Source organism: Amycolatopsis sp. NBC_00355 (assembly GCF_036104975.1).
GTDB lineage: Bacteria > Actinomycetota > Actinomycetes > Mycobacteriales > Pseudonocardiaceae > Amycolatopsis.
Genome location: NZ_CP107982.1, coordinates 1349360 through 1362836 on the forward strand (window position 1 = coordinate 1349360; position 13477 = coordinate 1362836).

Here is a 13477-nt window from a genome sequence, read left to right on the forward strand (position 1 = left end):
ACTGCGGGACTAGATCTTCGCGCACTGCCCGGCGGAGGGACCGCGGACGGTGTTCGGCAGGTCGTAGTCCGTCGGAGCCGGTGAGTTCGCCGCGCAGGCCAGCGGACCGCCGACCGTGCTCGACGTGAGCACCGGCCCGTGGTTGCCGGTCAGCGCGACCGGGCCGCCGACGTTCGTCAGCTCGATCGACACCTGCCCGGTCACCCCGGTGATCGCCACCGGACCGTCCACCTTCGTGCGGTTGAGCACGACCTGACCCGCGCCCGTCGCCGCGAGCGGGCCCTTGATCTCGCCGCCGCGGACGATCAGGTTCGCGCCGCGGCCCACCGTCACCGGACCCGACACCGTCGCGTCCTGCAGGCACACCGTGCCGCTCGAGACCGTCAGCGGGCCCTTGTGGTCACCGGTGATGGTCTGCGTGCAGGAGGCGTCCGGCTTGCCCAGCAGCTCGAACTCGGCCAGCTGCGCCGGGGCGCCGGTGCTGGTCGCGGTGACTTCGAGCTTGTAGTAGGCGTAGTGCGCGGGGTTGGCCACCTTGAACGCGCGGGTCTGCTGCCGCCAGCTGAACGCCTGGTTCGTCTGCTGGTCCGCGACCGCCCACGTCTTCCCGTCGTAGGAGCCCTTCAGCGTCCAGCTCTTCGGGTCGCCCGCACCGGTCTGGGACGTCAGCGTGTAGTGGCTGACGGCCTCGTCGGTCGAGTTGAGCTGGTACTGCAGGGCGCCGGTGACGGCGGCCTGGGTGCGCGAGGTGTTGTCGAGCAGCGCACCCGCGTTCGAGCCGTCCGAAGTGGACAGCGTGCCCTTGCCGTCGCCGGTCTCGTCGTGCAGCGGTGTCGGAACGGCGTTGTCCTTGGTGATGGACGTCGGCGCGTCGTTCGGGCCGGTGCCCCACTTCGACGGGTTCGGACCCATGTCGAAGTCGATCGTCCCGCCCTTGGCGATGACGTCCTGCGGCAGCGACGTGGAGCTGTACGCCTTGCCGTTGACCTTCACACCCTGGACGTAGACGTTCTTCGCGCTGTTCTTCGGCGCGTTGATCACCAGGTTCTTGCCGCCGGCCAGGTGGATCGTGGCCTTCTTGAACAGCGGCGACCCGATCGCGTAGTTCGGGCTGCCCATCTGCAGCGGGTAGAAGCCCAGCGCGCTGAAGATGTACCACGCGGACATCTCGCCGTTGTCCTCGTCGCCGGCGTAGCCCTGGCCGATCTCGGCGCCGTTGTAGAGCCGCGAGAGAGCCTCACGGACCTTCGCCTGCGTCTTCGACGGCTGACCCGCGTAGTCGTACATGTAGAGCAGGTGGTGCGAAGGCTGGTTGGAGTGGCCGTACTGGCCCATCCGCACGTCCCGCGCCTCCCGCATCTCGTGGATCACGCCACCGTAGGAACCCGGGTAGTCGGCGGTCTCCTGGTCGGCGAAGAACTGGTCCAGCTTGGTCGCCAGGCCCGCCTGACCGCCGTAGAGGTTGGCCAGGCCCTTGCCGTCCTGCGGCACGGTGAACGCCATGCCCCAGCCGTCGGTCTCGGTGTAGTCACCACCCCACGAGCGCGGGTCGTACTGGTCCTTCGTCTTGGTGAACTTCCCGTTCGCGTCCTTGCCCTGGAAGAACCCGGTGCTCGGGTCGAACAGGTTCACGTACTGCTGGGCGCGGCTGGTGAAGTACTCGTAGTTCTCCTGGTACTCCGCCTTGCGCGGGTCGTTCGGCGCCGCTTCGTCGGCCAGCTTCTTCGACAGGTTGGCGATGCCGAAGTCGTTGACGTAACCCTCGATCGCCCACGAGAAGCCCTCGCTGGCGGTGTTGGGTGTGTAGCCGAGGAAGATGCCCTGGTCCAGGCCCTTGCGGCCGACCGCCGAGTTCGGCGGGGTGACCGTGGCGTTCTTCAGCGCCGCGTCGTAGGCCGACTTGACGTCGAAGTTCTTGACGCCCTTGAGGTAGGCGTCGGCGAACGCGACGTCCGAGCTCGTGCCGGTCATCAGGTCCGCGTAGCCGGGGGAGGACCAGCGGGCGATCCAGCCGCCGTCGCGGTACTGCTGCACGAACCCGTCGACCATCTTCCCGGCCATGTCCGGTGTGAGCAGCGAGTACGCCGGCCACGTCGTGCGGTAGGTGTCCCAGAAGCCGTTGTTGACGTACATCTGGCCGTCGACCACCTTCGACCCGGTCTGGGTCACGGTGTCCGCGCCGGTCTTCGGCGACACGGGGCTCGCGTACTTGTAGGCGGGCTTGTCGGCGGTGCCGGTGTTCTCGAACTGGGAGTTCGGGTACAGGAACAGCCGGTACAGGTTCGAGTAGAGCGTCGTGAGCTGGTCCTTCGACGCGCCCTCGACCTCGATCACCTTCAGCTGGTCGTCCCACGCCTTCTGTGCCGCGTCGCGCACGGTGTCGAAGGTCGCGGCCGGGGCGATCTCCTGGGCGAGGTTCTTCTTCGCCTGGTCGACGCTGATCAGCGACGTCGCGATCCGCATGTTCACGGTCTTGTCGGCGCCGGCGTCGAACCGCAGGTAGCCGGTGACGTTGTCGCGGCCCTGCCCGGTGAGCTTGCCGCCCGCGGTGACGGGCTTGTCGAACGTCGCGTAGACGAACATCCGGCCCGCGCCGGCGTACACGTTGGTCTCGGTGTAGCCCGAGAGCGTCCCGCTGGCCGGGTCGAGGGTCAGCCCGGCCGAGTTGTTGACGCTGTCGAAGATCAGGCTCGAGTCCGCGCCCGGGAACGAGAACTTCATCATCGCCGCGTGGTCGGTCGGCGTGATCTCGGTCTTGATCCCGTTCTGGAACTGCACCCCGTAGTAGTGCGCCCGCGCGACCTCGTCACTGTGCTTGAAGGGCAGCGCCCGCGCGTCGCGGTTGGCGTCGGGCACCCCGGCGGCCGCGGACGGCATCACCTGGAACGCCTGCCGGTCACCCATCCACGGGCTCGGCTCGTGGCTCACGCTGAACGCCTGCAGCTGCGGGAGGTTCTGCGCGTTGTTCTGGGTGCTGTAGTTGTAGAGCCAGCTGCCCGAGCCGGCGTCGGTGACCGGGGTCCAGAAGTTGAACCCGTGCGGCACGGCCGTGGCCGGGAAGTTGTTGCCCCGGGAGAACGTGCTGTTGGCCATCGTGCCCCGCGTGGTGACCACGTTGTCGCTCGGGCGGGTGCTCGACGGCGGCGTCGGGGTCGCGGACACCTTCACGTCGTCCAGCCAGCCCTGCAGCGAGCCGGGGCCGTTCGGGTTGTCGTACCCGACGAGGATCCGGTCGATCGTCTTGCCCTTGGCGACCTGCCCGATCGCCGAACGCACCAGGTTCCACTGGTTGGCGTAGAGCACCTTCGAGGCGCCCTGGCCCTCCGGGGTCAGCGGGAAGCCGTACTGGTCGGTCGCGCCGAGGTTGCGCAGGTACGTGCCGTCGGTGAAAGCGAGGTCGATCGCGACGTTGGTGCTCGGGTACTTCAGGTCGCCGGTGATGAACTGCGGCTGCACCTTGTACGAGAGCTCGGTCGAGGCCACGACCGGGACGTTCACGTCGAAGATCTTGTTGTACGACCAGCCGTGCCCGGCCTCGGTCTGGCTGCCCGAGTAGCGGAACGCCTTCATACCGGTGAAGCCGACGCGGTTCTTGTTCGTGTACCCGCTGGTCGGGCCCGAGTCGGTGAAGCTGCGCATGTTCGGCAGCGGCGGCGGCGTCGGGTCGTCGTTGGCCAGCAGCAGCTCCGAGAGCTGCAGGATCGGCCCGCCGTTGTTGGCCGTGACGTTCAGCCGGAAGTACTTGTACGCCGCGGTCGGCGCGGCCAGCTTGTAGTCCTTCTGCTGGAACCGCGCGGTGAACGCCTGGGCAGTCTGCTTGTCCAGGTCGGTCCAGGCGAGGGCGTCGTTCGAGCCCTGCAGCGTCCAGTCCTTCGGGTCACGGTTGTCGAAGTCGTTGGCCGAAGAGAGCGCGTAGTGCGTGATCGACGTGGGCTCCGACAGCGAGATCTGCGCCCACGCGGTCGGGTCCCAGGACAGCCACTTGGTGTCGGTGGTGCCGTCGACGAGGTTCGACACCACTTCGCCGCCGTCGGTGTTCTCACTGCTCGCGCTGGTCTCGGTGACCTTGCCGCGGATGTCGCCGGGGATCGCGGTGCCGTTCGCGCCGTTGACGCCGAACGCGCGCGGCTTGCCCGCCGCGTCGGTGTCGACGGTGTCGGTCCACGTCGGCGGGGGGTCACCCGGCTCGAACGACGAGGAGAAATCGGCGGGGAGGGCGTCCTCGGCGGCGTAGGCGGCCGCGGGGAGGGCGACCAGGCCGGCGGCGACCACGGTGGCGGCCAGCATCATGGCGACCGGTGGTCTGGCGCTTCGGGGCATCATTGCTCCAAGCTCTGGAGGGGATGAACAACGGCACCGCGCGACGGGGAACCGGCGGCGCGCTAGGAAGACAAACGCGCGGGTGACATCGATGTCAAGGCCGGTCGGCAAACCTGGCCAGAACTGGACAACCCAACCACCGGGGGACCTGGTGAGAACCGTCCGGACCCCTCGCCGCTCCTGCTGGCCACCGTGGGATCGACCCCCGCGGCGACCGCCGCCGCGAACTCGGCCGTCCGGCCGAGGCTGCGGCGGCTTCTGCGGCATCGGCGACTCCGCCCGACCTAGCCGCCCCCACGACGGGCACGCCCTACTACGGCTCCGTCCCGCACCCCCGGCCGGGACCTCGTCGACCGGGTCGGCAGCTCCCTCTACGGCAGGCGCCAAGGCCGGTCGCGCGGGAAAGCGGTCACACGGGTCCGGAGCCGTCGCTAAGGTCGTGATCATGTCGACCCCGGACCCCATCGCCGACCGTGCCCTCTCCCGCGCCTCCCTCGCCGACGGCAACCCGACGGGGTGGTTCGACCAGCTCTACACCGCCGCCGAACGCGGCGAAGCCGTCGTCCCGTGGACCCGCGGCAAACCCCAGGCCGACCTGGTGACCTGGGCGGCCGAGCACCCGGGCGAGGGCCGCCGCGCCCTGGTCGTGGGCAGCGCCCTCGGCGACGACCCGGAGCTGCTCTCGGCCGCGGGCTGGGCGGTGACGGGCTTCGACGTCGCCCCGACCGCGGTCAAGGCCGCCCGCGCCCGCTTTCCGGAGTCCACTGTGGACTACGTGGTGGCCGACCTGCTGAAGCCGCCGGGGGAGTGGCACCACGCGTTCGACCTGGTCGTCGAGATCATGAACATCCAGGCCATGCCCTGCGACTTCCGCCCGGCGGCCCTCACGTCGCTGGCCGGGCTCGTCGCCCCGGGCGGCACGCTGGTGGTCAGCGAGGTCGCGGAGGAGAGCACGGACGTCGAGACGTGGGTCAGCCCGCCTTGGCCGTTCAGCCGGGCGGAGATCGAGTCGATCGCCCAGGACGGCTTGCGCCTGGCCGACCTGGGCACGGTCCGCGACGGCGCCCGCCACTGGGCCACCTTCACCCGGTAACGCGTCCGGCCTGCCCGCGACTCACAGGGCATGTGGGCCGTCATCGGAGTCTGGGACATCGCGCCGGAGAAACTCGACGAGCTGCGCGCCCAGGTGCCGCTCATGGCCTCGAGCAAGGTCGGCACCCCGGGGTTCGTCCACGGGACCTGGACCCTCGACGGCCACATGGTGCAGGTCTACGCCGACGAAGCGAACGCGCGCCGCTACTACGACGACATGCTGGCCCAGGGGTTCACCGACCAGCCAGGCGTGCGGTGCGTCGTGTGGGCCGTCGCCGAGGTCGGCGCGGAGTCCCAGGTCTAGCAGCTCTCCAGGAACCGGGACAGCACCCGCGTCCCGAAGTGCAGGCCCTCCACCGGCACCCGCTCGTCCACTCCGTGCGCCATCGCGCGGTACGGGAAGCCCGCCGGCAGCCAGAGCGGCGCGAAGCCGTAGTTCACGATCCCGAGCTGGGCGAACGCCTTCGCGTCGGTGCCGCCGCCCATGCAGTACGGCACCACCACGGCCTCGGGGTCTTCGGCCTGTAAAGCCGTGGCCATCGAGGCGAACCACGGCGAGTCCACCGGGGCCTGCACCGGCGGCTGGTGCGCGACGAACTCCCGCGTGACGCCCTCGCCGAGCAGCTCGTCCAGCTCCGCGAACAACGCGTCCTCGGTGCCCGGCAGCACCCGGACGTCGACCTGGGCGGTCGCCGTCGTCGGGATCACGTTCACCTTGTAGCCCGCGTCCAGCATCGTCGGGGTCGTACTGTTGCGGACCGTCGGCACCACCAGCCCGCCCGCCGGGCCCAGCGCCGCCACCGAGGCGTCCACCGCGTCCCCATCGGACAGCTCCACCGGGACACCCAAAGCCGCACCGGTGCGCTCCAGGAACGCCTGCACCGTCGGCGTCAGCGACACCGGCCAGCGGTGGGCCGCGATCCGGTGCAACGCATCCACCAACCGGGTGACGGCGTTCTCGTCGTTGGGCCGCGACCCGTGCCCGGCGCGGCCGCGGGCGGTGAGGCGCAGGTGCGCGGTGCCGCGCTCGGCCGTCCCGACCGGGTACAGGTGCACGATCCGGCCGTCGGCGGCGGGTACGTGGTAGGTGTAGCCGCCCGACTCGCTGATCGCCGCCGCGCAGCCTTCGAACAGCTCGGGGTGCGCGGCGACCAGCCAGTGCGCGCCGTAGTCGCCGCGGTCCTCCTCGTCGGCGACGAACGCCAGCACGACGTCGCGGCGCGGCCGGACACCGCCGGCCAGGGCGGCGAGCACCATCGCCACGAAGTCCTTCATGTCGGTCGCGCCGCGGCCCCACAGGTAGCCGTCGCGGACCTCGCCGGAGAACGGCGGCACCGACCAGTCCGCGGCGTCCGCCGGGACGACGTCGAGGTGGCCCTGCACCAGCAGCGCGGGCAGCGCCGGGTCGGTGCCCGCGACCCGCGCGATCACGCTGGCCCGGCCCGGTGCGGCCTCGTAGATCTTCGACGGGATGCCGAGGCCGTCCAGGAACGCGGCCACGTACTCCGCCGCCGGCCTCTCGGGCTCGGCGTCACCCCCGCCGCGGTTGGTGGTGTCGAACCGGATCAGGTCCGCGCAGATCTGTACAGCGTCCGCCACGTCAGCCATAGATGCCCTGCACCGCCCCCGCCGCGATCGCCGTCACGACCTTGAACGCCTTCATCGCCTCGGTCATCGTCACCGCGTCGAACCCGACGCGCCGCACGCCGATCTGCTCCACGGTCGGGATCACCGCGGTGGCCTGGGCCAGGTGGCTCGCGTCGAACTCGACCTCGATCCGGTGCGGCCCGACGCGGCGTTCCAGGCGGCCGGCCTGCGCCATCGCGTCGGCGGCCGCGGTGCTCAGCAGCTCCGCCGTGCGCGCGGGCGGCAGGCAGATCGCGGCGTACCGGCTGACGCACTCCTTCACCTGGACCAGCTCCGCGTCCGGTGCGTAATCACGCGCGTCCTGGCACGTTTCGTCGTCACCCGAAACGAGCAGGACAGGCACGCCGTACTCCGCGGCCATCGCCGCGTTCAACCGGCCCTCGCTCGCCGGGACGTCGTCCAGCCACACCCCGGTGATCTGGTTCTCCAGGTAGGTGTGGGAAAGCACCCCGTCGAACCCGGCACCGGCGTGGTAGCCCAGGAAGACGACACCGTCCACCCCGGAGTCGATCCCCTGCATCATCGACAGCGGCTTGTGCCGCCCGGTCAGCAGCCGCGCCCGCGGGTCCAGGTCCTCCAGCAGCAGGTTCCGCTGCGAGGAATGCGCCTCGTTCACCAGGACATCGCCCGCTCCGGCGTCGAACAGCCCGGCCAGCACCGCGTTGACGTCGCCGGTGAACAGCCGCCGGAAACGGTCCCACTGCGGCGAACCGGGCACGACGTCGTCGGTCCAGGTGACGCCGGTGGCGCCCTCCATGTCCGCCGAGATCATGATGCGCATGCGGGGCACTCTAACCAGCCCGCGCGACCCGCGAGCACCGAATCCCGCCGTCCCGATGTCACGCTGCGTGAGCAATGTCTCGTCGATAACGATCGGACACCTGCCGAGGCGGCAACATATTGCGCGGTTGTCCGGGTATGTGGTTACTTCTCGTCCTTGGGGAGGCTCACAGCGAGACGATGGGGTGGTTTTTGGTGCATTTCCACGGCAGAGTCGGCCGGTTCGGCCGCTTGGCGGCGGTCCTGGCCGCGGCGACACTGGCGGCGATCCCGCTCGCCGCGCCCGCACAGGCGCAGCAGGGCAAGGTGCTCCGGGTCGCGCTGACCACCGGCATCGACCACCTGAACCCGTTCACCGCGTCGCTGGCCGCGTCCACCCAGGTGGGCCGCTTCGTCTACGAGTTCCTGACCATCCCCTCGGCCGAGACCGCGCAGGCCTCGCCCGCGCTCGCCGAGTCGTGGACGCCCTCGCCGGACAAGCTGACCTGGACGTTCAAGATCCGTTCCGGGGCCAAGTGGAGCGACGGGCAGCCGGTCACGGCCAAGGACGCCGCGTTCACGTTCAACCGGATGCTGACCGACGAGAACGCCCGCACGGCCAACGGCAGCTACGTGACCAACTTCGACACGGTCGCCGCCCCCGACGACACCACGCTGGTCATCAAGACCAAGACCGTGCAGTCGGACATGAACCTGCTCGACGTCCCGATCGTCCCGGAGCACGTCTGGGCGCCGATCAAGGACCTCAACGACCCCAAGACCGACGACATCTCGGTCGTCGGCGTCGGTGACGGGCCCTACCAGCTCACCGAGTACAAGCAGAACGAGTACGTGAAGTTCAAGGCCAACAAGAACTACTGGCGCGGCGCGCCCAAGGTCGACGAACTGCAGCTGCTCATCTTCAAGGACGCCGAGGCCGCGGTGAACGCGCTGCGCCAGGGCGAGGTCGACGTCATCAACCGGCTCACCCCGACCCAGTACGACTCGCTCAACGGCCAGCCGAACATCACCACCAACGCCGCCCCGAGCCGCCGCTACGACGAGATCAACCTCAACTTCGGCGTCCAGAACAACCAGAACCAGCCGATCGGCAACGGCAACCCGGTGCTCAAGGACATCCGGCTGCGCAAGGCGATCGTGCAGGCCATCGACAAGCAGACGATCGTCGACCGCGTCACCGGCGGCCACGCCGAGCTCGGCACCGGCATCGTCCCGCCGATCTACCAGGCCTACCACTGGGAACCCCAGGGCGCCGACCAGGTCAAGTTCGACGCGGCCGCCGCCAACACCGCCCTCGACCAGGCCGGCTACGTCAAGGGCGCCGACGGCGTCCGCACCGCCCCCGGCGGCGCGAAGCTGGAGCTGCGCCTGACCGGGCACTCGAACCGGCCCTACGACCAGCGGCTCGCGCAGTACGTCTCCGGCTGGCTCAAGGACATCGGCATCACGGTCAAGCAGGAGCTCGTCTCCGACGACGAGCTCAACGACCGCACCACCGCCGGCAACTACGACCTGGCCATCTCCGGCTACGCGACCAACCCGGACCCGGACTCCGCGCTGCAGCTGCACACCTGCGCGGCCCGGCCGAACGCCCAGGGCAAGGGCGCCACGACCGACACGTTCTTCTGCGACCCCGAGTTCGACGCGCTGCGCGCCAAGCAGCTCACCGAGACCGACGACGCCCAGCGCGCCACCACGGTGAAGCAGGCCCAGGCGCGGCTGGCGAGCCAGGCCGTCAACGTCGTGCTCGACTACCAGAACGCGCTCGAGGCCTACCGCTCCGACAAGTTCTCCGGCTTCACCACCCAGCCGCAGCCCAAGGGCGCGATCCTCGAGCAGTCCGGCTACTGGGGCGTCTACGGCGCCACCCCGGCCGGCACCGAGGCCGCGGCCGACTCCGGCGACAGCGGCACCGTCGTGTGGATCGTCGTCGGCGTCATCGTCGTGGTGATCGTCATCGGCGGGCTCGTCATCATCAGCCGCCGCACCAAGACCTCGGAAGACCGCGAGTAGGAATGACCGCCCCCGAACAAGCCGTGGCGCTCGTCGACCCCGACGAGCGCCACGGCGGGACCGGCACCGCCCGGTTCGTCCTCAAGAAGGTCGTCGAAGCGCTCGTCAGCATCCTGCTGGTGATCGTGCTGTTCTTCTTCCTGTTCCGGATGCTGCCCGGCGACCCGGTCGCCACGATGATCCGCGACCGGCCCACCGACCCGAAGCAGATCGCGGAGCTGCGGGAACGCCTCGGCGTCGACAAGCCCGTGTTCCAGCAGTTCGGCGACTACCTGTGGAAGCTGCTGCACGGCGACTTCGGCACGTCCTACCTGGAACAGCGCCCGGTCGCCGACATGATCGGCGAACGCCTCTGGCCGACGATCCTGCTGGTCGGCAGCGCGACCGTGCTCGCCGTCGCGCTCGGGCTGTGGCTGGGCACGCGCGCGGCCTGGCGCCGCGACAGCGCGTTCGACCGCACCCAGACCGGCATCGCGCTCACGCTGTGGTCGGTGCCGCAGTTCTGGCTCGGCCTGATCCTGCTGGTCGCCACGAACGGGTTGTTCCCCAGTCGCGGCATGCACTCCCCGGACGCGGCACCGGACTTCTTCTCCCAGACCCTCGACGTGCTGCACCACCTGGTGCTGCCGTGCGTGACGCTGCTGGCCGTGTTCTACGCCCAGTACATGCTGATCATGCGCTCGTCGCTGCTGGGGGAGATGAACGCCGACTACCTGACCACCGCCCGCGCCAAAGGGCTCAAGGACGACCTCGTCCGCCGTCGCCACGCCGTGCCGAACGCGCTGCTGCCCACCACGACGCTGGTGTTCATGCAGTTCGGCGGGGTCGTCGCCGGCGCCGTGTCGGTCGAGGCCGTGTTCAGCTGGCCCGGTCTCGGCCAGCTGACCTACCAATCGCTGCACGGGCCGGACCTGCCGGTGCTGCAAGGGGTCTTCGTGGTGCTCGCCGGCGCCGTCGTGCTGATGAACCTGCTCGCGGAACTGCTCTACCGCGTGCTCGACCCGAGGGTGCGCACCTCATGACCACCGAGTCCATCGAATCGCCGCGGGCGATCGCCTGGCGGCGACGTCGCCAGGCCGTGGCGCGCACCTGGAGCGAGTTCGCCACCCAGAAGGGCGCGCTCACCGGGCTGATCCTGCTCGCCGTCACCGTCGTCATGGCGCTGCTGCTGCCGCTCATCAGCGACGAGAGCGGTCTCGACGTCACCAAGGCGAACGGCGGCCCGCTGCACCCGCCCAGCGGCGCGTACTGGCTCGGCACCGACATCGACGGCCGGTCCGTGCTGCTCATGACCCTCTGGGGCGCCCGGATCTCGCTGCTCGTCGGGTTCTCCGCGACCGTCCTGTCCGTGCTGATCGGCACGCTCATCGGCATCACGGCTGCCCACTTCGGCGGCTGGACCTCGACGATCCTGCTGCGGTTCACCGACTTCTTCCTGGTGCTCCCGTCGCTGGTGCTGGCCATCGCGCTCTCGGCGGTGCTCCCGCAGGGCACCACCACGGTCATCGTCGCGATCGGCCTCACCGCGTGGCCCACCACCGCGCGGCTGGTCCGCGCCCAGACGCTGACCATCGAGAGCCGGCCCTACATCGAGCGGGCCCGGGCGCTGGGCGGGGGACACCTGCACGTCGTCGGCAAGCACGTCCTGCCCGGCGTGCTGCCGCTCGTGCTCGCCAACACCACCCTGGTCGTCGGCAACGCCGTCATCGCCGACGCCACCCTGGCCTTCCTCGGCGTCGGCGACCCGAACGCCGTCTCCTGGGGCGCGATGCTGGAGACCGCGCTCAACAACGGCGCCGTCACCCGCGGCGCCTGGTGGAACCTGCTCCCGCCGGGCATCGCCATCGTGCTCGTCGTGCTCTGCTTCACCCTGGTCGGCCGGGGACTGGAGACCGTGCTCAACCCGAGGTTGAAGAAGTGACCCCGCTGCTGCAGCTCAAGGACCTCACCGTCACCTACGAGACGGCCGGCGGCGACATCCCGGCCGTGCGCGGGGTCGGCCTCACCCTCGACCCCGGCGGCACGCTCGGCGTGGCGGGGGAGTCCGGCTCCGGCAAGTCCACGGTCGCGATGAGCGTGCTGCGCCTGCTGCCGCGCACCGCGAAGATCAGCGGCGAGATCCTCCTCGACGGCGAAGACGTCACCGCCATGAAGTGGGGCCGGCTGCGCGCGGTCCGCTGGGCCGAGGCGTCCGTGGTGTTCCAGGGCGCGATGCACGCGCTCAACCCGGTCCGCAGGATCGGCGAGCAGATCGCCGAGCCGCTGCGGCTGCACCCGAGCGACGGCAGGATGCTGTCCGACGCCGAGGTCGACGCCCGCGTCGCCGACCTGCTCAGCCAGGTCGACCTGCCGCCGGGCCGCGCCGGCGCCTACCCGCACGAGCTCTCCGGCGGGCAGAAGCAGCGCGTCATGATCGCGATGGCCCTGGCCTGCTCGCCCCGGCTGATCATCGCCGACGAACCGACCACCGCGCTGGACGTCATCGTCCAGGCCCAGGTCCTCGCCCTGCTCTCGCGGCTGGTCGCCGAACAGGACATCGGGTTGATCATGATCAGCCACGACCTGTCCGTGCTCGCCGCCACCTGCGAGCGCATCGCCGTGATGTACGACGGCGAGATCGTCGAGGAACGGCCCAGCGCCGAGCTGATGTCGGACCCGCGGCACCCGCACAGCCAGGCGCTGGCGGCGGCGTTCCCGACCGTCGGCGACCCGGTGTCCCGGTTCGCCCCGGCCACCAGCACCCCGCTGCCGCCCGAACCGGCCTCACGCGGCGCCGACAGCGAGCCGCTGCTGGAAGCGGAGAACCTCCGGGTGTCGTTCCGCGACCGCACCGGCAAGCGGATCGACGCCGTCGCCGGTGTCGACCTCACGGTGTCGCGCGACGAGATCGTCGCGCTGGTCGGGCAGTCCGGCTCCGGCAAGACGACGCTCGCCCGCACCCTGCTCGGCCTGCAGAAACCCGACTCCGGTGTGGTCCGCTACGCCGGGAAGCCGGTGCCGGCCGGCGGGGCCGGGCTCAAGGCCTACCGCCGCCAGGTCCAGCTCGTGCTGCAGGACCCGACCAGCGCGCTCAACCCGGCCCACACCGTCTACGAGGCCGTCGCCGAAGGCCCCCGGATCCACGGCCTGCGCGACGAGCGCGCGGTCGTGCACCGGGCGCTCGAGGCCGCCGAGCTGCGGCCCGCGGAGAAGTACGCCGACCGGCTCCCGCACCAGCTCTCCGGCGGCCAGCGCCAGCGCGTCGTCATCGCCGGCGCCCTGGCCCTGGAACCGTCGGTGGTGGTGGCCGACGAGCCGGTCGCCTCGCTGGACGCGTCCGTCCGCGGCGAGATCCTCGGCCTGCTGCTGCGCCTGCGGCGCGAGCTCGGGCTGGCCGGCCTGGTGATCACCCACGACCTCGGGCTGGCCTGGAACATCGCCGACCGGGTCGCCGTGATGTACCGCGGCGAGCTCGTCGAAACCGGGACCGTCGAACAGGTCCTGCTCGACCCGCACCACGAGTACACGAAGTCCCTGCTGGCCGCCCTGCCCGGCGGCACCGCCCAGCGCCGCACCGCGGAGGCCTGAACCCGCGGTGCCGGACCCGCTCGCGGGAAACCGGCACTGCGGAAAGGTCACCCAGGCG

General features: G+C 70.5%; 9 protein-coding genes. 6 read left to right on the forward strand and 3 right to left on the reverse strand.

Annotated elements, in window-relative coordinates; translation table 11 throughout:
* Positions 1 to 9: 9 nt before the first annotated feature.
* Positions 10 to 4320 (reverse strand): GH92 family glycosyl hydrolase, encoded by a 4311-nt coding sequence (locus tag OHS18_RS05245; RefSeq protein ID WP_328618730.1) that lies wholly within the window; start codon positions 4318 to 4320, stop codon positions 10 to 12.
* Between the two features lie 445 nt (positions 4321 to 4765).
* Between OHS18_RS05245 and OHS18_RS05250 the strand changes: the two genes are divergently transcribed.
* The gene (locus tag OHS18_RS05250; RefSeq protein ID WP_328616139.1) at positions 4766 to 5413 is read left to right on the forward strand and encodes a class I SAM-dependent methyltransferase; all 648 of its coding nucleotides are present in this window, start codon (positions 4766 to 4768) and stop codon (positions 5411 to 5413) included.
* 30 nt (positions 5414 to 5443) lie between these two features.
* Positions 5444 to 5716: a hypothetical protein gene (locus OHS18_RS05255; protein ID WP_328455517.1), complete on the forward strand. Its 273-nt coding sequence runs from the start codon at positions 5444 to 5446 to the stop codon at positions 5714 to 5716.
* Here the strand turns inward: OHS18_RS05255 and OHS18_RS05260 are convergent.
* A complete protein-coding gene (locus OHS18_RS05260) occupies positions 5713 to 7020 on the reverse strand; it encodes a M20/M25/M40 family metallo-hydrolase (RefSeq protein WP_328616140.1) in 1308 nt (435 codons plus the stop codon). The genes OHS18_RS05255 and OHS18_RS05260 overlap by 4 nt on opposite strands.
* Positions 7013 to 7840 carry a M55 family metallopeptidase gene (locus OHS18_RS05265; RefSeq protein ID WP_328455513.1) on the reverse strand — a complete coding sequence of 276 codons (828 nt, stop codon included), beginning with the start codon at positions 7838 to 7840 and terminating at the stop codon, positions 7013 to 7015. The genes OHS18_RS05260 and OHS18_RS05265 overlap by 8 nt, the downstream gene beginning before the upstream one ends.
* A 179-nt stretch (positions 7841 to 8019) precedes the next feature.
* On the opposite strand from OHS18_RS05265, the gene OHS18_RS05270 reads away from it, so the two are divergent.
* From OHS18_RS05270 to OHS18_RS05285, 4 genes are read left to right on the forward strand one after another with little or no spacing between them, the layout of a single operon-like run.
* Entirely contained in the window at positions 8020 to 9852 is a 1833-nt protein-coding gene (locus OHS18_RS05270; RefSeq protein ID WP_328616141.1) for an ABC transporter substrate-binding protein, read from the forward strand.
* A gap of 2 nt (positions 9853 to 9854) precedes the next feature.
* A complete protein-coding gene (locus OHS18_RS05275) occupies positions 9855 to 10874 on the forward strand; it encodes an ABC transporter permease (RefSeq protein ID WP_328455510.1) in 1020 nt (339 codons plus the stop codon).
* A complete protein-coding gene (locus tag OHS18_RS05280; protein ID WP_328455509.1) occupies positions 10871 to 11773 on the forward strand; it encodes an ABC transporter permease in 903 nt (300 codons plus the stop codon). Before OHS18_RS05275 ends, OHS18_RS05280 begins: the two co-directional genes overlap by 4 nt.
* Complete coding sequence (locus OHS18_RS05285; RefSeq protein WP_328616142.1) at positions 11770 to 13419, forward strand: ABC transporter ATP-binding protein; 1650 nt, start codon at positions 11770 to 11772, stop codon at positions 13417 to 13419. Before OHS18_RS05280 ends, OHS18_RS05285 begins: the two co-directional genes overlap by 4 nt.
* The last annotated feature ends 58 nt before the right edge of the window (positions 13420 to 13477 follow it).